Source organism: Actinokineospora sp. NPDC004072 (assembly GCF_053604195.1).
The window spans coordinates 233896-254060 of the sequence record NZ_JBSGHB010000010.1 but is presented as its reverse complement, the minus strand read 5'-3'; the positions used below and the strand labels follow the sequence as shown (position 1 = coordinate 254060).

General features: G+C 75.1%; 20 protein-coding genes. 10 read left to right on the top strand and 10 right to left on the bottom strand.

The genetic code is table 11. The annotated features are described in order from the left end of the window. The first annotated feature begins 218 nt into the window (after positions 1 to 218). Both ACWEPX_RS17900 and ACWEPX_RS17895 read left to right on the top strand, forming a co-directional pair. Positions 219 to 1226 carry a hypothetical protein gene (locus ACWEPX_RS17900; RefSeq protein WP_451898287.1) on the top strand — a complete coding sequence of 336 codons (1008 nt, stop codon included), beginning with the start codon at positions 219 to 221 and terminating at the stop codon, positions 1224 to 1226. Beyond that, positions 1223 to 3568 carry a LuxR C-terminal-related transcriptional regulator gene (locus tag ACWEPX_RS17895; protein ID WP_451898286.1) on the top strand — a complete coding sequence of 782 codons (2346 nt, stop codon included), beginning with the start codon at positions 1223 to 1225 and terminating at the stop codon, positions 3566 to 3568. The genes ACWEPX_RS17900 and ACWEPX_RS17895 overlap by 4 nt, the downstream gene beginning before the upstream one ends. 330 nt (positions 3569 to 3898) lie before the next feature. Here ACWEPX_RS17895 and ACWEPX_RS17890 read toward each other — a convergent pair whose 3' ends face one another. Beyond that, positions 3899 to 4288, bottom strand: coding sequence for a DUF1707 SHOCT-like domain-containing protein (locus ACWEPX_RS17890; protein WP_451898285.1), 390 nt, complete (start codon positions 4286 to 4288; stop codon positions 3899 to 3901). A 90-nt stretch (positions 4289 to 4378) separates the two neighbouring features. On the opposite strand from ACWEPX_RS17890, the gene ACWEPX_RS17885 reads away from it, so the two are divergent. Beyond that, positions 4379 to 5080 (top strand): class I SAM-dependent DNA methyltransferase, encoded by a 702-nt coding sequence (locus ACWEPX_RS17885; RefSeq protein ID WP_451898284.1) that lies wholly within the window; start codon positions 4379 to 4381, stop codon positions 5078 to 5080. Here ACWEPX_RS17885 and cutA read toward each other — a convergent pair. Continuing rightward, entirely contained in the window at positions 5061 to 5375 is a 315-nt protein-coding gene (gene cutA / locus ACWEPX_RS17880; RefSeq protein ID WP_451898283.1) for a divalent-cation tolerance protein CutA, read from the bottom strand. The genes ACWEPX_RS17885 and cutA overlap by 20 nt on opposite strands. 35 nt (positions 5376 to 5410) lie before the next feature. On the opposite strand from cutA, the gene ACWEPX_RS17875 reads away from it, so the two are divergent. Further along, positions 5411 to 5851, top strand: a complete 441-nt coding sequence (locus tag ACWEPX_RS17875) for a DUF2867 domain-containing protein (protein WP_451898282.1) — start codon at positions 5411 to 5413, stop codon at positions 5849 to 5851. On the opposite strand, the gene ACWEPX_RS17870 is transcribed toward ACWEPX_RS17875, so the two are convergent. Together ACWEPX_RS17870 and ACWEPX_RS17865 are read right to left on the bottom strand one after the other, a co-directional pair. After that, a complete protein-coding gene (locus ACWEPX_RS17870) occupies positions 5817 to 6683 on the bottom strand; it encodes a sucrase ferredoxin (protein WP_451898281.1) in 867 nt (288 codons plus the stop codon). The two genes, ACWEPX_RS17875 and ACWEPX_RS17870, sit on opposite strands and share 35 nt — an antisense overlap. Next, complete coding sequence (locus ACWEPX_RS17865) at positions 6680 to 7888, bottom strand: cupin domain-containing protein (RefSeq protein ID WP_451898280.1); 1209 nt, start codon at positions 7886 to 7888, stop codon at positions 6680 to 6682. The genes ACWEPX_RS17870 and ACWEPX_RS17865 overlap by 4 nt, the downstream gene beginning before the upstream one ends. 209 nt (positions 7889 to 8097) lie before the next feature. Between ACWEPX_RS17865 and ACWEPX_RS17860 the strand changes: the two genes are divergently transcribed. The 6 genes from ACWEPX_RS17860 (at position 8098) to treZ (ending at position 16290) form a co-directional block, all read left to right on the top strand. Continuing rightward, positions 8098 to 8922, top strand: coding sequence for a hypothetical protein (locus tag ACWEPX_RS17860; protein WP_451898279.1), 825 nt, complete (start codon positions 8098 to 8100; stop codon positions 8920 to 8922). Between the two features lie 27 nt (positions 8923 to 8949). Beyond that, positions 8950 to 9168, top strand: coding sequence for a hypothetical protein (locus tag ACWEPX_RS17855; protein ID WP_451898278.1), 219 nt, complete (start codon positions 8950 to 8952; stop codon positions 9166 to 9168). A gap of 155 nt (positions 9169 to 9323) precedes the next feature. After that, positions 9324 to 10184 carry a protein kinase domain-containing protein gene (locus tag ACWEPX_RS17850; RefSeq protein ID WP_451898277.1) on the top strand — a complete coding sequence of 287 codons (861 nt, stop codon included), beginning with the start codon at positions 9324 to 9326 and terminating at the stop codon, positions 10182 to 10184. An 81-nt stretch (positions 10185 to 10265) separates the two neighbouring features. Beyond that, positions 10266 to 12380, top strand: a complete 2115-nt coding sequence (gene glgX / locus ACWEPX_RS17845; RefSeq protein WP_451898276.1) for a glycogen debranching protein GlgX — start codon at positions 10266 to 10268, stop codon at positions 12378 to 12380. 8 nt (positions 12381 to 12388) lie between these two features. Next, on the top strand, positions 12389 to 14584 hold the full coding sequence (gene treY / locus ACWEPX_RS17840; RefSeq protein ID WP_451898333.1) for a malto-oligosyltrehalose synthase: 2196 nt from the start codon (positions 12389 to 12391) through the stop codon (positions 14582 to 14584). After that, positions 14584 to 16290: a malto-oligosyltrehalose trehalohydrolase gene (gene treZ, locus ACWEPX_RS17835; protein WP_451898275.1), complete on the top strand. Its 1707-nt coding sequence runs from the start codon at positions 14584 to 14586 to the stop codon at positions 16288 to 16290. The genes treY and treZ overlap by 1 nt, the downstream gene beginning before the upstream one ends. Here the strand turns inward: treZ and ACWEPX_RS17830 are convergent. The 6 genes from ACWEPX_RS17830 to ACWEPX_RS17805 all read right to left on the bottom strand — a co-directional run bounded on the left by ACWEPX_RS17830 (position 16265) and on the right by ACWEPX_RS17805 (position 20147). Further along, a complete protein-coding gene (locus tag ACWEPX_RS17830) occupies positions 16265 to 16720 on the bottom strand; it encodes a hypothetical protein (protein ID WP_451898274.1) in 456 nt (151 codons plus the stop codon). The two genes, treZ and ACWEPX_RS17830, sit on opposite strands and share 26 nt — an antisense overlap. 44 nt (positions 16721 to 16764) lie before the next feature. Then, positions 16765 to 17202, bottom strand: a complete 438-nt coding sequence (locus ACWEPX_RS17825) for an SRPBCC family protein (protein ID WP_451898273.1) — start codon at positions 17200 to 17202, stop codon at positions 16765 to 16767. A 22-nt stretch (positions 17203 to 17224) separates the two neighbouring features. Beyond that, the gene (locus ACWEPX_RS17820) at positions 17225 to 17845 is read right to left on the bottom strand and encodes a histidine phosphatase family protein (RefSeq protein WP_451898332.1); all 621 of its coding nucleotides are present in this window, start codon (positions 17843 to 17845) and stop codon (positions 17225 to 17227) included. Between the two features lie 53 nt (positions 17846 to 17898). Beyond that, the gene (locus ACWEPX_RS17815) at positions 17899 to 18432 is read right to left on the bottom strand and encodes a GNAT family N-acetyltransferase (RefSeq protein WP_451898272.1); all 534 of its coding nucleotides are present in this window, start codon (positions 18430 to 18432) and stop codon (positions 17899 to 17901) included. 117 nt (positions 18433 to 18549) lie between these two features. Continuing rightward, positions 18550 to 19623: an MBL fold metallo-hydrolase gene (locus tag ACWEPX_RS17810; RefSeq protein ID WP_451898271.1), complete on the bottom strand. Its 1074-nt coding sequence runs from the start codon at positions 19621 to 19623 to the stop codon at positions 18550 to 18552. 65 nt (positions 19624 to 19688) lie between these two features. Further along, a complete protein-coding gene (locus tag ACWEPX_RS17805) occupies positions 19689 to 20147 on the bottom strand; it encodes a hypothetical protein (protein WP_451898270.1) in 459 nt (152 codons plus the stop codon). Positions 20148 to 20165: the final 18 nt, after the last annotated feature.

Sequence of the window (20165 nt, the reverse complement as noted above, 5' to 3'; positions counted from 1 at the left end):
CATCGGCGCGGGCAGCGGGGACGACGCTAGGCGCGGGGGTCCGCGGGTACATCGGGGATCACTCCCGGTCCGAACCTAGTCCCACACCACGGGGGTCGAGTTTCACCCATTAGGGGATTAGGGGGTGACGGCTTGGCCACTCGGGGTTGCCTTGCGGGGGTCACCGCCTGGTACGAACAGGGCCACCCGTGGCCCTGTCCCGTCGGAGGAGTCCTGCCATGCCGCACGTGCTCGGCGTCGACGTCGGCCGCACCAGCGGCGCGGTGGCGATGTGCGGGCGCGACGGGCGGCCGGTGGTGGTCGACGCCGACGTCCCGCCCCTGCTGGCGGTGGCAGATGGCGAGGTCGTGGTGGGTGCGCCCGCCCGCGCGCTGCCGGTGGCCGCGGTCGCGGCCGACCTGGTCGACCACGTCGGCGACGACGTCCCGATCCTGCTCGACGGCATCCCGTACACCGCCCACGACCTGCTGGCCACCCTGGTCGCCGCCCTCGCCGACCGGGCCGCGGACGGCCGGGGCGGGTCACCGGATCGGGTGGCGGTCACACATCCACCCGATTGGGGCCCCTACCGCCGCGCCCTCCTGCACGACGCCCTGGCGGGCGCGGGCTACCCGGGCGCCCTGCTGCTGCCCACCGTGCTGGCCGCCGCCGAGGCCGAGCACTCCCGCGCCCCGCTGCGCCCCGGCGAGTCCGTCGGCGTGGCGCTCCTCGGCGGCAGGCGCGTGGAGTACGCCCTGGCCCACCGCGGCCCCACCGCGTTCGAGCTGGTCGACCACACAACCCTCCCCGAGCCCGGCGTCGGCCCCGCCGCGCTCACCCGGGCCGTGGACGCCTTCCGCGCCTACCTCGCCGCCACCCCGCCCACGCGGGCGGTCATCGCGGGCGGCGCGGCCCGCGACCCCCTCGCCGCGGCCCAGGCGGCGACCCTCCCCGTGCCCACCACCGTCCCCGCCGACCCGGCGACCTTCCCTGCCCGCGGCGCGGCCCTGGCCGCCCGCCCCGCCCCGGCCCCGCCGTCGGATCCCGCCCTGCGCCCGGTCGGCCAGCCCGCCAGGCGGGCGCACCCGGCCGGCGTCCCCGCGGAGGTCGACACCGTGGTCTCGCACCCCGGCTTCCCGCCCGTGCGGGTGCCGGTGGACGCCGAGCCGCCGCCGCGGCCACCGGTGGAGATCGAGCCCCTGGTCGCCCCGCGGCGGCGCTTCGCGCGGCGAGGTGGGCGGTCGTGATCCCGGGGCACCTGCGACCCGCAGACCTGGTGCTGGACGAGCCCACGCGCCGGTTGTGCGCGGAGATCGCCGGCGGCGGGCGGGGGCCGGTGCGGCTGGCCGTCATCGCGCCCGGCGGCTACGGCAAGTCCGCGCTGCTGGACCGCCTCGCGGAGGGGCCGGGCGCCGTGCGGCACCGGCGCGGGGTCGCCCTCGACGGCGGGCTCCTGCTGGTGGACGACGCGCACCTGCTCGGCCCCGACGCGCTGGCCGAGCTGGCCGACCTGGCCGCGGACGACCGGCTCGGCGTCGTCGTCGCCGCGCGCCCGTGGCCGCGGCCCGCCGGGCTGACGGCCGTGCTTGCCCGGCTGCGCGGGCAGATCGTGCTGCGCCCCTTCGACCCCGAGCGCCTGCTGGCCTGCCTGCGGCTCGCGGGCGCCGACCCCGACCACCGCGCCGTCGCCGAGGTGCACCGGCTCACCGGCGGTGTGCCGGGGCTGGTGCACCGGCTGGCCCACCACGGACCCGGCGACGCGCTGCCGGTCGAGGAGCTGCGCTTCGACATCGACCGGCTCGACGTCGACGCGCGGCGGGTGCTGGTCGCGGCCGCGGCCGGGGTGGCCGACCTGCCGCCCGGCCTGCTCGACCGCCCCACCGCCGAGGTCGTCGCCGAGGTGCGGGCGTGCGGGCTGACCGCGCCCGACGGCGCCCTGCTGCCGGTGGCCGCCGCCGCGGTGCGGGCGCTGGTGCCCGCCGAGGAGCGCGCCGCGGCCTTCGCCGCGCTCGCCGCCGCCCGGCTGGCCGCGGGCGGCCCGGTCGCCGCCACCGCGACCGCCCTGCTCGACGCCGACGCCGCGGGCCCGGCCGTCGCCGAGCTGTTCGCCGCCGCCGCGCCGCAGTGCCCGCCGGAGACCGCGATCCGGCTCTACGCCGCCGCGTCCGCCGCGGGCCACGACTTCGACCAGGCGGGCTGGGCCGAGGCCGAGGCCCGCGCCTGCCGTCCGGCCGCCGCCCTGCGCCGCGCCGACGCGCTGATCGCCCGCGGCCCGCATGGCCGGGCCGCCGAGGTCGCTGGCGCGGCCCTCGCCCACCGCGGCCAGCTCGCCCGCAGCGCCGAGCTGTACCGGTGGAGCGGCACCGCCGTCGCCGCCGCGTTCGCCGCCATCGGCTACGTCGGCACCGGCAGGCTCGACGAGGCCGAGGCCGCGCTGGCGGCCGCGGAGGAGGCCCCGCCGACGGTGTTCGCCGGGGCGGTGGCGGCCACCGCGCGCGGCGTCATCGAGTCGGTCACCGCCCCCGCCCTGCCGACCGTGGTGCACGCGGCCGAGGCGCTGGAGCCGGTCGGGGCGGGCGCGCTGCTCCCGGACAGCCCGAACGCCCTAGCCGCGCTGCTGGCCCTGCACGCGGGCGACCCGGCCGCCGCGGAACCGGTGCTCGACCGCGCGATCGCCGCCCGGGTGGGCGGTGCGCCGCTGGCCACCCGCCACCGGCTGTTACGCGGCTGGGCGGCGATGGTCGCAGGCGACGACGCCACCGCCACCGCGGCCCTCGACGGCGAGCCCGCAGGCCGCGATGCGCTGTTCGCCGCGGGCCTGGCCGTCGGCCTCGCCCGGCGGGGCAGCGACCTGGGCGCGCTGCGCCGCTGCTGGGACCGGGCGTGCGCGGCCATCGCCCGCCAGCCGGTGGACCTGTTCACCCTGCTGCCCCTGGGCGAGCTGGCCATCGCCGCGGCCCGGCTGGGCGAGACCGACCGGCTCGCCCCGCACCTGGCCGCGGGCTGGGCGCTGCTGGCCGACCTCGACAACCCTCCACTGTGGACGACGATGCCGCACTGGCACGCCCTGCACGCCGACCTGCTCGCCGAGCGCCCCGACGCCGCCCGCGGTCACGCCGACGCCCTGCGCGCCGCCGCGGCGGGCACGCAGGCCGGTGCCGCCCTCGCCGACGCCGCCCAGGTGTGGCTGCGGGTCGTCGGCGGCGAGGTCGACCGCGACGCCGTGGAGTCGGCCGCCCGCGCCCTGCACGCCGCGGGCCTGCGCTGGGACGGCGCGCGGCTGGCGGGCCAGGCGGCCATCCGCACCCCCGACCGCGCGGCGATGGTCGGCCTGCTGGAGTGCGCCCGCGGCCTCCAAGGCCCTGCGACGACCCCGACCGCCGATGCCGCTGGCGAACCTGCGCGGCTCAGCGAGCGCGAGGTGCAGGTGGCGGGCCTGGTGCTGGCCGGGATGACCTACCGCCAGATCGGCGACCGCCTGTTCATCTCGGCGAAGACGGTGGAGCACCACATGGCCAGGATGCGCGCCCGGCTGGGCGCGGCGAGCCGGGCGGACCTGCTGGCCCGGCTGCGCGAACTGGTCGGCTAGGACGCCACCAACACCAACACCGCGACAACAACCAAGGCCGAGGCCCAGCGCCCGGCTAGGCGCGACGAACCGGGCGGACCTGCTGGCCCGCCTGCGCGAACTGGTTGGCTAAGACGCCACCAGCCAGCACCGCGGCAACGACCAAGGCCCAGCGCCCGGCTGGGCGCGGCGAGCCGGGCGGATCTGCTGGCCCGGCTGCGCGAGCTGGTCGGCTAGGACGCGACCAGCACCAGCACCAGCACCGCGACAATGACCAAGGCCGAGGCCCAGCGCCCGGCTGGGCGCGACGAACCGGGCGGACCTGCTGGCCCGGCTGTGCGAACTGGTCGGCTAGGACGCGACCAGCACCAGCACCGCGGCGACGACCAGGGCCGGGGCCAGCGCCCACCAGGAGCCGGTCACCGCGGTCACTGTGACGATCAGCGCGATTCCGCCCACGACGAAGCCGCCGATGACCCAGTTGTTCCTGCGCCGCTTCAGGGGAGCGGGAGCGGGAGCGGAAGCAGGGGCGGGGGCGGCCAGTTGGAAGCGCGGGTGCGGGGCGGGCAGGTCGTCGAAGATCGCGGCCAGGTCGCCGCGGGTGCGGGCGGCGGTGGCCGCGGCGCAGCGGTGCTCGTACTCGGCGATGTCGATGCGGCCCGCCGAAAGGTGTTCCGACAGGGCGGCGACGGCCCGCTCGCGGTCCGCCGTCCCCACCCGGATGTCCGCATCGCGCCCCATGCGACCGACTGTACGAGATCACCGCCCCACCCGCCCCGACGCGGCGAAATCCGATCGCCCCGCACGCAGGCCGCGCTCTACGGTCACCGCGTGCCTGATGCGATCTACACCCACCCCCGGCTGGTCGAGATCTACGACGCCTTCGACGGCGAGCGCGACGACCTGGTGCACTACCAGCGGATCGTCGAGGAGTTCGCGGCCGAGCTGGTGCTGGATGTCGGCTGCGGGACCGGCAACTTCGGCGCGCTCATCGCGGCCACCGGGCGCCGGGTGGTCGGGGTCGACCCGGCCGAGGCGTCGCTGGCGATGGCCAAGCGCAGGAGCCAGGCGGTCACCTGGCTGCACGGCGACGCCACCACCGTCGGCCCCATCGACGCCGACATGGCCGTCATGACGGGCAACGTGGCTCAGGTCTTCCTGGGCGACGACTGGGCCGCCACCCTCGACGGCATCCGCACGGCCCTGCGCCCCGGCGGGCACCTGGTGTTCGAGACCCGGCGGCCGCAGCGGCGGGCGTGGGAGGAGTGGACCGGCGAGACCGCCCTCGACGTCCCCGGCGTCGGGCGCGTCGAGCACCACCGGGAGGTGACCGCGGTGGACCTGCCGTTCGTCTCCTTCCGGGAGACCTACCGCTTCGCCGACGCGGAGATCACCTCCGAGTCGACCCTGCGGTTCCGCGACCGCGATGAGGTCGAGGACGACCTGGCGAAGGCGGGCTACGCCGTGGTGGACGTGCGCGAGGCCCCCGACCGGCCCGGGCGGGAGTTCGTCTTCATCGCGTCGAAGCGGTGACCCACTCCAGGTAGGCCGCGCTCCCGCCGACCACCGGCAGGGCGACCACCTCGGGCATGTCGTAGTCGTGGTGCTCGGTGATGAACGCGGTCAGCGGGTCGACCTGCTCCAGCGTCGTCTTCAGCCAGCACTGGTGCTCGGTGTCGTCCTGCAGCTCGCCCTCCCACCGGTAGATGCTGCGGATCGGCCCGACGACCTGCGCGCACGCGGCCAGCCCCCGGGCCACCGCGCCGCGGCCGAGGTCGGCGGCGGCGTCCGCGGTGGCCGTTGTGGTGATCACTACGACGTGGGTCACCAGCCGACCGTACCCGAGGGGGTTACCGTCGCCGGGTGGAGAACGTGTTCGAGCGGCCGGGCCGCTACGCCATGCGGGTCGCGGCGCCGACCGCGGGCGCGCGGCTGGACCTCGACGGCCTCGGCGGCGACCTGCGCTGGTACGGCCTGGCCTGGCTGTGGCGGCTGCGCATCCTCATCGGCAGGCCCTTCGGCGAGCACCTGCGCCTGCACCGCCCGCCGTCGATCACCACCGGCTCCACAGTGGACTGGTGGACGGTGTGCCTGGTGGACGACCAGCACCTCGTCCTGCACACCGACCAGTGGTTCACCGGCGAGGCGTGGCTGGGCTACCGCATCGAGGACGGGGTGCTCACGCAGGTCGGCGTCCTGAAGCCCAACGGCTGGATAGGCCGCGTCTACTGGTGGGCGGTCTACCCCATCCACTTCGTCGTCTTCCGCGTCATGGCGCGGCGGCAAGCTCGCCGCGCACGCTGACCAGCTCGAAGGTCCTGATCGCGGCGGGCACCGCGGCCGTGCAGGTCAGCGGCGTGTCCGAGCGGTGGAAGACGGCCCGCACCCGCGCGGTGGCCTCCGGGAAGCGCACGTCCCACACCTCGTGGCCGACCCGCTCCACGCCCAGCGGCGGGAACGAGTCCAGTTCCCTGACCCCGGTCCGCTCGCGGAGGAAGTGCTGGGCGGCCTGGGCGGGCGCGGCGAGGATCGAGCAGCCGCGCAGCAGGTCCAGGTCCACGCAGCCCTTGTCGTGGGTGTCGGCCAGCGCGCCCGCGTTCAGGGCGGTGACGTCGCCGTAGTACAGCCCCTCGGGCAGGACGACGACGTTGCCCGCGAACCGGTCGCCGCCGACGTGCGAGCACTCCCACACCCGGCCCGGCCGGGCCGCGGCTAGCGCGGCCGCGGCGGGCCGGCCGCGGATGGCGCAGCAGGCGTCGTGCCCGCCGTGCGCGCAGACGAGGTAGAGCGGCAGCGGGTCGGGCTCGCCCGCGGCGGGGTCGAGGTGGACGAGGGCGTGCGGGTCGGTGAAGGCCGTCCAGCGCAGCGTCCTGGCCACCGAGTCGGCCAGGCCGCAGCGGCGCGGGCCGACGCCTGCGCGGCCCGGGCGGCGGATCAGCAGCAGCCGGGCGCCCAGCGCGGCAGCCCGCGCGACCAGCGCCGCCTTGACCGCGGCGGGCAGCCCGGAGTCGGGGACCGCCTGCGGCCCCCACGGGCCGGGCTGCTCGACCAGCAGCCACCTGCGCACCGGCGGCGCGGAGGCCACCAGCGGGTCCCCGCGCCGAAGCCTGCCCTCCGCGCAGCGCTCACGGGTCATCCCGCGACCACCAGCACGCCCTCCCTGAGCAGCCGCCGCACGAGGACGACCTGGTCGGGGGCGGGCAGGCCGGGCAGGTCGCCGACCACCTGGCGGCCTGCGAGCAGCGCGGCCAGGGCGGGCGCGGTCTCCGCGGGCAGGTCCAGCCGGTTGCCGGGGACCTCCAGCACCGCCCGGTCGGCCACGGTCAACCGGTGCCGCAGGTTGCGGCGGAGCTCGACCGCGGTGCCCACGTCGGCGGTCGTCGCGGCGGCCGCCTGGGCCAGCGGGGCCAGCGGGGCGGGCCGCGAGCCCGACCACACCCGGTCGCGCAGCACCCGGGCCACGTCCCGCTGGTCGACGCCGCGGATGGCCTTGACCAGCGCGTCGACCACCGCGTCGACGCCGAGCTGGTCGGGGTCGGCGGCGTCGATGCCCAGCGGCAGCGAGGCGCGCAGGTCCGCGTCGTCGCCTGCCAGGGCGAGCAGCGCCTCGGCGATGGCGTAGCGGGTCAGCACGTGCACGCCGATGGTCAGGTGCGCCGAGACCTCGCCGAGGGCGCGGGCGGAGTGCAGGTAGCCGCGCGGCAGGTAGAGCGCGTCACCGGGGCCGAGGGTGGCCTCGATGGCGGGCTCCTCGCGGGCCCGGGCGGCCACGGCCTCGGCGTGGTGGTCCCAGGGCTGGGTGCGCAGGGGGGCGGGGTGCACCGGCTCGTGGACCAGCCAGTGCTTGCGCCCGGCCACCTGCAGGACGAACACGTCGTGGACGTCGTAGTGGGCGCTGAATCCCTGCGACGACGGCGGCGTGATGTAGGCGTTGACCTGGGCGGGGTGCCCCAGCTCGGCGCCGAGGTCGGCGGCGAAGTCGATCAGCGGCGGCCACAGCCGGTGCAAGCCCTGCAGCACCACGGTCGCCCCCTCGGCGAACAGCCGCGCGACGCGCTCGTCGTGCACCTGGTCCCCGACCTCCGCGCCGACCCCGCCGCCCCCGGTGAACTGCCCGGACCCGACGACGGACCCGTTGCGCGCCATGCGGATGAACGGCGTGCGCAGCCCCCGCCGCGACAGCAGCTCGTCAACGGCGTCGAGGGTGAGCAGGTCGGCGAAGTCGGAGACGCCCGTACTCAGCAGCGGCTCCCGACCCCACACCCGCTCGGCGAACTCCTCCGCGGGCACCCCGACGCACCGCGCCAGCGCACCCCGCCCGACAGCCAGACCGACCGACATCAGCCCTCCGCACGCGGGTTGTAGCCACCACCGCCCAGCGACCCCCCACCACCGGTCGCCCCATACCCACCAAGTCCCGCCTCGCCTTCCCGCATGGTCCCGCCAGCCGCCCCATCGGCCCCACCGTCAGCCCCGCCATCGGCCAACCCATCCCGACCGGCCGACCCGTCGGCCCCGCCATCCTGCGCAGCAGGCGACCCACCGGCCCCGTGATCCGCGATGCCACCGGCACCCCGATCGGCACCCCCGTCGGCCCCGCCATCAGCACCACCGTCGTGCCCGCCAGGCACCCCGGAGGCCCCATGGTCAGCGGTGCCCGCGCTGCCGTCGGCCCCACCGTCGTGCCCGCCTGGCACGCCACTGGCCCCGTGATCGGCCACCCCGGCACCGCCGTCAGCCCCGCCGTCATGCCCACCCGGCACCCCGCTGGCCCCGTGATCGGCCACGCCTGCACCGGAGTCGGCACCACCATCAGCACCACCGTCATGCCCACCCGGCACACCCGCAGCGCCGTGATCCGCGGTGCCCGCGCTGCCGTCGGCACCACCGTCGTGGCCACCCGGCACGCCGGAGGCACCGTGATCGGCTACACCGGCGCCGGAATCCGCACCACCATCGGCACCGCCGTCATGCCCACCAGGCACACCCGCAGCGCCGTGATCCGCGGTCCCCGCGCTGCCGTCGGCACCGCCGTCATGGCCACCCGGGACACCCGACGCGCCATGATCCGCCACGCCCGCACCGGAGTCCGCACCGCCATCAGCACCACCGTCATGCCCACCCGGCACGCCAGAAGCGCCGTGATCGGCCGTTCCCGCGCTGCCGTCCGCGCCGCCGTCATGGCCACCCGGGACACCCGACGCGCCATGGTCCGCCACGCCCGCGCCGGAATCCGCACCACCATCGGCGCCCCCATCAGCGCCACCGTCATGCCCGCCAGGCACGCCAGAAGCGCCGTGATCAGCCGTGCCCGCGCTGCCGTCCGCGCCGCCGTCGTGGCGGCCCGGGGAGCCTGCGGCGCCGTGGTCCGCTGAGCCGACGCCGGAGGTCACGCCGCTGGGTTGGCCCGCGCCGCCGGTGCCCAGGGACTCGCCGCCCGCGCCGCCGGAGGCGAAGCCGCCCGCACCGCCGTCGGCGCCCCCGTCGGCTCCGCCGTCGCCGCCCGCGGTGCCGTCCGCGCCGCCGTCATGGCCGCCCGGGACGCCGGTCGCGCCGTGGTCGGCCGTGCCGGGGCCGCCCGCGCCGATGTGGCCGCTGCGGATGTCGTCGTCTTCCAATGACATGGTGCCTCCCCGATTGACTGCTATCGACCACAGCCAGGTACCCCCGTTCGGGTATCCACATGCGCAGCGCCAGCGGGGCTTACCCGATTCGGGAGACGTTTGCCTAGCTCCTCCGGGTGGTAGCTCGGGGGTTGGGAGCAGAGGAGGCGGTCATGGGCGAATTGCTCGACGGGCGCTACCGGCTTGACGGGATCATCGGTCGAGGCGGCATGGCGGACGTCCACCGGGCCACCGACGTCCGCCTCAACCGGGCGGTCGCGGTGAAGCTGTTCCACAGCGCCACCGAGCGTTCCACACTCGAAGCCCGGCTGCTGGCCGGGCTCAGCCATCCGGGGCTGGTCCGGGTCTACGACGCCGCCCCGGAGAACGACCGGCCCTACCTCGTCATGCAGCTGGTCGACGGGCCGACGCTGCGCCGGTGCCTGGACACGACGGGCGCGCTGGACCTGCGGTTCGTCGCCCGGCTCGGCACCCGTCTCGCCGACGCGCTGGCCTACGTGCACGCCCACGGCGTCGTGCACCGGGACATGAAGCCCGCGAACGTCCTGCTCGACCGGGACGGCACCTGCTTCCTCACCGACTTCGGCATCGCCAGGGCGATGGGCTCGGCCCGGCTCACCAGCGCGGGCCACTGCATCGGCACCGCCGCCTACCTCGCGCCCGAGCAGCTGCGCGGGGAGAACGTGGGCCCCGCGGCCGACATCTACTCCCTGGGCCTGGTGCTGCTGGAATGCCTGACCGGCAGCCCGGAGTACGACGGCTCGGACCTGGAGGCGGCCGTGGCCCGGCTGTCCCGCCCGCCGCGGCTGCCCGCGTGGCTGCCGCCGGTGTGGACGGCGACGCTGGCCGCGATGACCGCCCGCGACGCCCGGCACCGCCCCAGCGCGGCCGAGTGCGCGCAGCGCCTGGCCACCGCGGCCGTGCTCGGCACCCGCCGCGCCCCGGTGCGCCCGCCGTGGCGGCGCGCCGTCGCCACGCAGCGGATGCAGCCCGCCGCCGCCGTCGGTTACTAGATTCAGCCAGCTGTGATCCCGCGCGATGCGTTGATCAGCCTTAGGGTTGGCCCCAGACAGCTACGGGTGTGAGGAGACGCGGTGCGGCCCTGGCCTGGTTCCCCCTATCCGCTTGGCGCCACCTACGACGGCGCAGGCACCAATTTCGCGTTGTTCTCCGAGGTCGCCACCAGGGTGGATCTGTGCTTGATCGACGAGAAGGGCGGCGAGGAGCGGGTGCGGCTGCCGGAGGTGGACGGCTACGTCCACCACGGCTACCTGCCGGGGGTGCTGCCCGGGCAGCGCTACGGCTTCCGGGTGACCGGGCCGCACGAGCCGGAGAACGGCACGCGCTGCAACCCGAACAAGCTCCTGCTCGACCCCTACGCCAAGGCGGTCACCGGGACCGTCGACTGGGACGAGTCGGTGTTCGGCTACCAGTTCGACGCCCCCGACCAGCGCAACGACGCCGATTCGGCCGCGCACACGGTGAAGGGCGTGGTGATCAACCCGTTCTTCGACTGGGCCAACGACCGCCCGCCGCGCCACCCGTACAACGAGACGGTGATCTACGAGGCGCACGTGCGCGGGCTGACCATGCGCCACCCGGATGTGCCCGAGCAGCTGCGCGGCACCTACTCCGGGCTCGCGCACCCCGCGGTGGTCGAGCACCTGACCAAGCTGGGCGTCACCGCCATCGAGCTGATGCCCGTGCACCAATTCCTGCATGACCACCGCCTGGTCGAGCGCGGGCTGCGCAACTACTGGGGCTACAACACCATCGCCTTCTTCGCCCCGCACGACGGGTACGCGGCCAACACCGCCCAGGGCGCGCAGGTGCAGGAGTTCAAGGCGATGGTCCGCACGCTGCACGAGGCCGACATCGAGGTCATCCTCGACGTGGTCTACAACCACACCGCCGAGGGCAACCACCTCGGGCCGACGCTGTCCATGCGGGGCATCGACAACCAGGCGTACTACCGCCTGGAGAAGGACGCCCGCTACTACACCGACTACACCGGCACCGGCAACTCGCTCAACGCCCGCAACCCGCACACCCTCCAGCTGATCATGGATTCGCTGCGCTACTGGGTCACCGAGATGCGGGTGGACGGCTTCCGCTTCGACCTGGCCGCGACCCTGGCCCGGGAGTTCTACGACGTGGACCGCCTCTCGGCGTTCTTCGACATCATCCAGCAGGACCCGGTGATCAGCCAGGTCAAGCTGATCGCCGAGCCGTGGGACGTCGGCCCCGGCGGCTACCAGGTCGGCAACTTCCCTCCCCTGTGGACGGAGTGGAACGGGCAGTACCGCGACACCGTGCGCGACTTCTGGCGCGGCGAGCCCGCCACGCTGGGGGAGTTCGCCTCGCGCATCACCGGCTCGTCCGACCTCTACCAGGACGACGGCCGCCGCCCGTTCGCCTCGATCAACTTCGTCACCGCGCACGACGGCTTCACCCTCAACGACCTGGTGTCCTACAACGACAAGCACAACGAGGCCAACGGCGAGGGCAACCGCGACGGGCACTCGGACAACCGGTCGTGGAACTGCGGGGCCGAGGGCCCGACCGACGACGAGAAGATCAACGACCTGCGGGCGCGGCAGCGGCGCAACCTGATCGCCACGATGGCGCTGTCGCAGGGCGTGCCGATGCTGCTGCACGGCGACGAGATCGGCCGCACCCAGGACGGCAACAACAACGCCTACTGCCAGGACAACGAGATCTCCTGGGTCGACTGGTCGCTGGCCGAGGAGAACGCCGACCTGCTGGAGTTCACCAGCGGGGTGATCGCGCTGCGGCACGCGCACCCGGTCTTCCGCCGCCGCAGGTTCTTCGCCGGGCGGCCGATCCGCCGCGGCGACGAGCTGCGCGACATCGCCTGGTTCACCCCGTCGGGGCAGGAGATGACCGATGAGGACTGGGAGTCCGGCTTCGGCCGCTGCATCGTGACCTTCCTCAACGGCGACGGCATCCCCGACGTCGACCAGCGCGGCGAGCGGGTCACCGACGACTCGTTCCTGCTGTGCTTCAACGCCCACCACGAGGACATCGAGGCGACCGTGCCGGACGGGGAGTACGGCGCGGAATGGGAGGTCGTGGTGGACACCGCCACCGGCGAGGTCTCCCCCGCCGACCCCGACCGCTACGCGGGCGGGGGCACGCTCACCCTGCCGCCGCGCTCGCTGATCGTGCTGCGGCGGGTGAAGGCGTGACCCCGGTCGTGACCCCGCCGACGTCGACGTACCGCGTGCAGGTGCGGCCCGGGTTCGGCTTCGCCGAGGCCGCCGCGCTGGCCGACTACCTGGCCGACCTCGGTGTCGGCGCGCTCTACACCTCGCCGATCCTGGCCGCCGCGCCCGGCTCCACGCACGGCTACGACGTGGTGGACCCGACCCGGGCCAACCCCGAGCTGGGCGGCGAGGCGGGCCGCAAGGCGCTGGTGGCCGCGCTGCGGGCCGCGGGGCTCTCGCTGGTGGTCGACATCGTGCCCAACCACATGTCCGTCGAGGCGCCCGAGGCCAACCCGTGGTGGTGGGACGTGCTCACCCACGGCCCCGACTCGCCGTACGCGCGGTACTTCGACATCGAGTCCTTCCCCGTGCTGATCCCCGTGCTCGGCTCGGCGGACGACGAGCTGACCGTCGAAGACGGCAAGCTGCGCTACCACGAGCACGCCTTCCCCATCGCCCCCGGAACCGAGGGCGGGACCGCCGCCGAGGTGCACGCGCGCCAGCACTACCGGGTCGTGGACTGGCGGCGGGCCTCGGCCGAGCTGAACTACCGGCGCTTCTTCGACATCACCACCCTGGCCGCGGTGCGGGTGGAGGACCCCGTCGTCTTCGAGGCCACGCACGCGGAGGTGCTGCGGTGGGTGGCCGCGGGCGAGGTGGCCGGGCTGCGGGTGGACCACCCGGACGGGCTGACCGACCCCGGCGGGTACGCCGCGCGGCTGGCCGAGCGGGCGGGCTGCTGGATCGTGCTGGAGAAGATCCTGGAGGCGGGCGAGGAGCTGCCGCCCTGGCCGGTCGCGGGCACCACCGGCTACGACGCGCTGCGCGAGGTGTGCGGGGTGTTCGTCGACCCGGCCGGGGAGACCCCGATCACCGCGCTGGCCCTGGGCCTGGGCGTGGAGACCGACTTCGCGGCGGTGCGCATGGCGGCGCGGCGGCTGATCACCTCGACCTCGCTGGCCGCCGAGGTGCGCCGGATCGCCGCGTGCGCGCCCGGGGTGGACCGGCGCGCGGTGGCCGAGCTGCTGGTGCACTTCCCGGTCTACCGCTCGTACCTGCCCGAGGGGGCCGACCACTGGGCCGCGGCGGTGGCCGCCGCCGTGGACGCCAACCCCGAGCTGGCAGGCGACCTGGCGGCGCTGGACAAGCTGGTCCGGGCCGAGCCGACCGGCGAGCTGGCCGCGCGGGTGCAGCAGACCTCGGGCATGGTCGTGGCCAAGGGCACCGAGGACACCGCCTTCTACCGCTACACCCGCTTCGCCGCGCTGACCGAGGTCGGCGGCGCGCCCGAGCGCTTCGGCGTCCCGGTCGCGGAGTTCCACGCCGCCCAGGCCCGCCGCGAGGAACGCCACCCCGCCGCGATGACGACGCTGTCCACCCACGACACCAAGCGGTCCGAGGACGTGCGCGCGCGGCTGGCGGTGCTCTCGGAGATCCCGCAGGAGTGGGCGTCGGCGGTGCGGGCGTGGACGCGCACGCACGGGCTGCCCGAGCCGTCGCTGAACCTGCTGGCCTGGCAGACGCTGGTGGGCGCGTGGCCGATCAGCGCCGAGCGGCTGGCCGACTACCTGCTCAAGGCCGCCCGCGAGGCCAAGGTCGCCACCAGCTGGACCGACCCGGACCCCGAGTTCGAGGACGCCGTGCGGGCCTGGCCCGAGCAGGTGCTCGGCGATGCCGCGCTGGTGGCCAAGGTCCAGGCCCTGGTGGACCGGATCACGCCCGCGGGCTGGTCGAACGCGCTGGGGCAGAAGCTGCTGCAGCTGGCCGGTCCCGGCGTCCCGGACGTCTACCAGGGCACCGAGCTGTGGGACCTGTCCCTGGTGGACCCGGACAACCGCAGGCCGGTGGACTACGCCGAGCGCGCCCGGCTGCTGGCCCGGCTCAAGGACGGCTGGCTGCCGCCGGTCGACGCATCCGGCGCGGCGAAGCTGCACGTGGTGCGCACGGTGCTGCGGCTGCGGCGGGAGCACCCGGAGCTGTTCGTCGGCTACCGGCCGGTGCCCGCCGACGACCACATCGTCGCCTTCGAGCGCAACGGGCTGGTGGCCGCCGCGACCCGGCTCCCGCTGTCCGCGCCCGGCGAGCTGCGGCTGGAGCTGGCGGGCCGGTGGACCGACGCGCTCACCGGCCGCCCGTTCACCGGCGCGCTCGGCCCGTACCCGGTCGCCCTGCTGGTGGGGGAGTGATGGACGCCGAGGAGTTCACCGTGTGGGCGCCCGCGGCCGAGCGGGTGCGGCTGGCGATCGGCGAGACCAGCCACGAGATGGCCAAGGCGGGCGGCGGCTGGTGGCGGGCGGTCGTGCCCGGGTGCGGTGCGGGCACCGACTACGCCTTCCAGCTCGACGACGACGACACGCCCCTGCCGGACCCGCGTTCGCAGTGGCAGCCCGAGGGCGTGCACGGCCCGTCGCGGCGCTACGAGCACCGCGCGTTCCCGTGGACCGACGGCGGCTGGCGCGGCCGCGCCCTGCCCGGGTCGGTGATCTACGAGCTGCACATCGGCACGTTCACCGAGGAGGGCACGTTCAACCAGGCCATCGAGCACCTGGACCACCTGGTCGACCTGGGCGTGGACCTGGTGGAGGTGCTGCCGGTCAACGCCTTCGACGGCGACGCGGGCTGGGGCTACGACGGCGTGCTGTGGGGCGCGGTGCACCAGCCCTACGGCGGCCCGGACGCCTTCAAGCGGTTCGTCGACGCCTGCCACGCCCGCGGGCTCGGCGTGGTGCTGGACGTGGTCTACAACCACCTCGGCCCGTCGGGGGCCTACCTCGACCGGTTCGGGCCGTACTTCAAGGGCGAGACGATCTGGGGACCGTCGCTCAACCTCGACGGACCCTTCTCCGACGAGGTGCGCCGCTACGTCATCGACAACGCGCTGACCTGGTTCCGCGAGTTCCACGTGGACGGCCTGCGGCTGGACGCCGTGCACGCCCTGCACGACGAGCGCGCGACCCACCTGCTGGAGGAGCTGGCCGCCGAGACCGACGCGCTGGCCGCCGCGCTGGGCAGGCCGCTGTTCCTGATCGCCGAGTCCGACCTCAACGACCCCAAGCACACCCGCCCGCGCGCGGCGGGCGGCTTCGGCCTGCACGCGCAGTGGTGCGACGACGTCCACCACGCCCTGCACGTCGCGCTGACCGGCGAGACCACCGGCTACTACGCCGACTTCGACGGCGCGCTGCAGCAGACGCTGGAGAACGTCTTCTTCCACGCGGGCACGTGGTCGTCGTTCCGGGAGCGCACGCACGGGCGGCCGCTGGATCTGGCCACCACGCCGGGCCACCGGTTCGTGGTGTGCCTGCAGAACCACGACCAGATCGGCAACCGCGCCGTCGGCGACCGGATGACCGCGACGATCTCCCCGGCGCGGATGCTGTGCGGGGCGGCGCTGCTGCTGTGCTCGCCGTACACGCCGATGCTGTTCATGGGCGAGGAGTGGGCGGCGACCACGCCGTGGCAGTTCTTCGCGTCCTTCCCCGACCCGGAGCTGGCCGACGCGGTGCGCACCGGCCGCCGCCGGGAGTTCGCCGCGCACGGCTGGGGCGCGGGCGACATCCCCGACCCCATGGACCCCGCGACGGTGCTGCGGTCCACTTTGCACTGGGGCGAGCTGGCCGACCCCGACCACCGCGCGGTCTACGACACGTACAAGGCGCTGATCGCCCTGCGCAAGGCCCATCCCGAGCTGAGCGACCCGCGGCTGGACCGCTTCGCCGTGGAGGTCGTCGACGGGCTGGTGACCCTGCACCGCGGACCGCTGCGGGTGCTGGCCAACCTGGGCAAGGCGCCCGCGGCGGTGGCCGGGGAGGTGCTGCTGGCCGCGCCGGGGGTGTCCGACGAGCTGCCGCCGGACACCTTCGCGGTCATCGCACCGTCCGCCGGTAGCTGACCGTGCGGTTGGGGCCGGGCATGGCGAACCTGCGCACCAGGTACGCCAGCGCGGCCCCGATCAGCAGCCAGACGAGGGCGGCGGCGCCGTGGTTGAACAGCACCGCGGCCTTCTCCGAGTCGGGCGTGAACAGCCCGTCGAAGCCCAAGGACACCGCACCGGCGAAGCCGCCGATGAACGAGGCGAAACCGTTGTCCGGGTTGGCTTCGGCGAGCACGAGGATGATGTGGATGGCCAGCACCACCGCGAACAGCCCGGTCAGGAACGTGATGACCGAGGTGGCCACGCGCACGGCGCGCACCCGCCGGGCGTAGCTGTCCTCGGTCCGCTCCTGCACGACCTCTTCCTGCGGCGGGTAGGCCGGGTCGTAGGCCGCGGGTTCGGGTCTGGCCTGGTACCTGCGAGTGGGGGGATCGGGTTCGGCGGTCATTGATCGATGGTGGCACCGCCGCGCGCACCTCGCCGGACGAGCGCTCAGGCGGGCGCGGGGAACATCGCGTCGAGGCGCTGGAGGGTGGCGCGGATGCTGGCGAGGTTCTTGGCGGGGAACCCGACGAGTTCCAGCAGCCGCCCGGCGCGCGCGGTCGACCAGTCGAAGGTCTCGGTGACCTCGGTGCGGCCGTCGCCGAGGTCGGCGAGCTGCCAGCGCCAGCGGTGGCCGAAGAAGTGCCGCCAGGCGATGAGCCGGTCCTCCTCGAACTCGACGACCGTGTTGCGGATCTTGTAGGGCAGGCCCATCCGCATGTCCATGCCGAACCGGTCGCCGAGGCGCAGCCGCCTGCCCGGGGTCCCGGTGGCGGCCAGGACCGTGCCGGAGCCGTCGATCAGCGGGTGCTTGGCCGGGTCGGCGAGCAGGTCGAAGATCGCCGCGGGCGCGGCGTTGATCACCCGGGTGGCGGAGACGTGGCGCATGCGCCGACCCTACTCGCCAGTATCACGCGCCGACCAGGTCCGGGGCCAGGTGCGCGGTGTCGTTGAACGACCGCACGTGCCACAGCGGCCCGTCCACCACGACGCGGGTGATCGAGCCGTTGTCGGAGCGGGCGAAGGCCAGCCGGGATGCGCCGGTCGCCAGGGACAGCACGCAGCCGATCACGCCGCTGTGGGTGAACACCGCGATCCTGCGGCCGGGGTTGTCGGCGTGCAGGCGCTGGACGCCCGCGCGCACGCGGGCGGTGAAGGCGGCGTCCGGCTCGGCCCCGGGGATGACGTCCCAGCGCTGCTCGGCGGCCATCCGCAGGACGATCGGATCACCCACGGCGACCCGGATGCGGAACTCGCCGCCCTCCCACTCGCCGAGGTGCACCTCGCGCAGGTCGGGCTCGACCCGCGCGGTCAGACCGAGCTTGCCGAGCAGCGGGGCGGCCGTCTCGGCGGTGCGGCGCAGGGTGGTCACGTAGACCGCGTCGATGCCCGCGTCCACCAGCCGCGAGGCCACGCACCCGGCCTGCGCCACGCCGTCGGGGGCCAGCGGCGGGTCGCCCTGCCCGTCGAGCAGGTCGAAGGGCACGCCGGGGACCGCGGGCGCGGACTCCCCGTGCCGGACCAGGATCATCTCGGTCGCCCCGGGAGGCACCGCGAACCGCGCCTGACGGTATTCCACGCGGCTCAGCCCACCGCTTGACCCGATCTTGCGTCAAGGGCCTTGACGAGCGTCACGAACCCCAGGTCGTCCCGCAGGGGGATGCCGAAGCGCTCGTCGCCGTAGGGGAAGGGCGTCTCCTCCCCGGTCAGCGCGTACCCGCGCCGGACGTACCAGCCGATCAGCTCGCTGCGCTGCTTGACAACCTTCATCCGCACCTCGCCCACGCCCCGCGCCCGCAACCGCCGCTCGGCCTCGGCCAGCACCGCCCGCCCCACACCCCCACCCTGCACCCCGGGCGCGACGGCGAACATCCCGAAGTAGCCGTCCACCTCCGACAGATGGCAGCACGCGACCAACTCCCCGTCGCGCAACGCCATCAGCACCACGCTCCCCGGCGCCGCGATCAACGCCGCCATCTCCTCCGGATCGGTCCGCTGCCCCTCCAGCAAATCAGCCTCAGTAGTCCACCCACCCCGGCTCGCCTCCCCCCGGTAAGCAGACTCCACCAACGCGACGAGGGCGGGGATGTCATCACTGGTCGCCACACGAAACTCCACGCCCGGCAGCTTAGGGTTCCCGCTCGCCCCAAGGCGACGATCGGCGCTGACCGCCCTCGCCAGCCGCCCCCTTCCGAAGCCGCCAGATCCACACAGGTGCTCCCCTCGCAGGCCGGGTCAGCGCTTGAGGAGTTGCCACCAGGGGTCGACCGGGGGTGGGGCGTTGACGTCGACCCGTTCGCCGGGGCGGGGGATGGCGAGGGGGATGCCGCGGGCCTTGGCCTCGGCCCAGAGGCGGTCGACCGGTTCGGTCCAGGCGTGCAGGGCGAGGGTGAAGGTGGCCCAGTGGACGGGGATCAGCAGGCCGCCGCGGACGTCGAGGTGGGTGGCGACGCCCTCCTCCGGGGTCATGTGGATGTCGGGCCAGCTCGGGGCGTAGGCGCCGATCTGGACCAGGGTCGCGTCGAACGGGCCGTATTCGGTGCCGATGTCGGCGTAGCCGGGGAAGTAGCCGGAGTCGCCGGTGTAGAAGACGCGGTGGTGCGGGCCGAGCAGGGCGAACGACGACCACAGCGTGCCGTCCCTGCGCAGCGCGCGGCCGGAGAAGTGCTGCGCGGGCGTCGCCACGACTCGCACCCCGCCCAGCGTGGCCGACTCCGACCAGTCCAGCTCGATGATCCGCTCCGCGGGCACCCGCCAGCGCCGCAGGTGCGCGCCCACGCCCAGCGGGACGACGAAGGGCGCCGACTGCGTCTCGACCAGCGCGAGCACGGTCGCCATGTCCAGGTGGTCGTAGTGGTCGTGGGAGATCACCACGGCATCGAGGCGGGGCAGGGCGGACAGCGGCGCGGGCGGTTCGTGCGTTCGGCGCGGGCCGAGGAACGGCACCGGCGAGACCCGCTTGCTCCACACCGGGTCGAGCAGCACCAGCGCGCCGTCGAGCTCCACCAGCGCGGTCGAGTGGCCGTACCACGTCACGTGCAGCCCGTCGCCCACCGGCGGCGGCGGCGCCACCAGCGGCACCTGGCCCGCGGGCTTGCGCTGCTGCCTGCCGAACACCAGCTCCCGCAGCAGCTTCCCGCCCTCGGCGGGCGTCGACGAGGTGTGCTCGCGGTTGCGGAAGGCGCCGTCGCGGTACTGCGGCGAGCGGGCCACGAGCTCACCGGCGGCCCGCCCGCCGAACTGGGCGGGCAGGTCGCGCAGCGCCCAGGCCAGGGCGGCGGCGATGAGGCCGAGCAGGAAGCGGGTCATACCCCGATGGTGCCCGCCCTAGGCTGTGGGCGCTCTCAGGACGGGCGCTGCCAGGACGGGCGCTCTCAGGACGGGCGCAGGCGCATCGCCCGCCGGGCGACCAGGCCCGGGCGCGGGCTGCGCACCGACACCGAGCGCAGGTACTCCCCAGGCAGGCGCAGCGCGGCCGGGGCGGGGTGGTCGTCGTCGGGGGCGTCGGGGTGGTCCGGGTGGTGCAGGTCGAGGATCGCGCGCAGGGCCCAGCGGGCGTGCCCGTGGTAGGACCAGATGACCCGGTCCGGGGCGAAGACGTCCCAGTCCGGGGTGCAGCGCGCGCGGGCGGCGGCGACGTCGTGGCGGTCCTTGATGACCACGAAGTCGACGTGGTCGGGCCAGGCGTAGGTGGCCACGATCGCCTCCGGTTCCCGCTGCCCCCCGCAGAGGTACACGGTGAACCCATCCGCGACGACGGCACGCAGCAGGTCGTCGACCTCGCCGAGATCACTGTCGGCGGCGCCGAGTGACTGCTCGCAGGGCTGAGTCATAGTCATCACCCGATCGGC

Bases quoted from the DNA above. Each gene is read 5' to 3' on its own strand.
- ACWEPX_RS17900 (WP_451898287.1), top strand. From the start codon at position 219: ATGCCGCACGTGCTCGGCGTCGACGTCGGCCGCACCAGCGGCGCGGTG.
- ACWEPX_RS17890 (WP_451898285.1), bottom strand. From the start codon at position 4,288: ATGGGGCGCGATGCGGACATCCGGGTGGGGACGGCGGACCGCGAGCGG.
- ACWEPX_RS17870 (WP_451898281.1), bottom strand. From the start codon at position 6,683: ATGACCCGTGAGCGCTGCGCGGAGGGCAGGCTTCGGCGCGGGGACCCG.
- ACWEPX_RS17865 (WP_451898280.1), bottom strand. From the start codon at position 7,888: ATGTCGGTCGGTCTGGCTGTCGGGCGGGGTGCGCTGGCGCGGTGCGTC.
- ACWEPX_RS17850 (WP_451898277.1), top strand. From the start codon at position 9,324: ATGGGCGAATTGCTCGACGGGCGCTACCGGCTTGACGGGATCATCGGT.
- treZ (WP_451898275.1), top strand. From the start codon at position 14,584: ATGGACGCCGAGGAGTTCACCGTGTGGGCGCCCGCGGCCGAGCGGGTG.
- ACWEPX_RS17830 (WP_451898274.1), bottom strand. From the start codon at position 16,720: ATGACCGCCGAACCCGATCCCCCCACTCGCAGGTACCAGGCCAGACCC.
- ACWEPX_RS17825 (WP_451898273.1), bottom strand. From the start codon at position 17,202: ATGCGCCACGTCTCCGCCACCCGGGTGATCAACGCCGCGCCCGCGGCG.
- ACWEPX_RS17820 (WP_451898332.1), bottom strand. From the start codon at position 17,845: ATGATCCTGGTCCGGCACGGGGAGTCCGCGCCCGCGGTCCCCGGCGTG.
- ACWEPX_RS17810 (WP_451898271.1), bottom strand. From the start codon at position 19,623: ATGACCCGCTTCCTGCTCGGCCTCATCGCCGCCGCCCTGGCCTGGGCG.
- ACWEPX_RS17805 (WP_451898270.1), bottom strand. From the start codon at position 20,147: ATGACTCAGCCCTGCGAGCAGTCACTCGGCGCCGCCGACAGTGATCTC.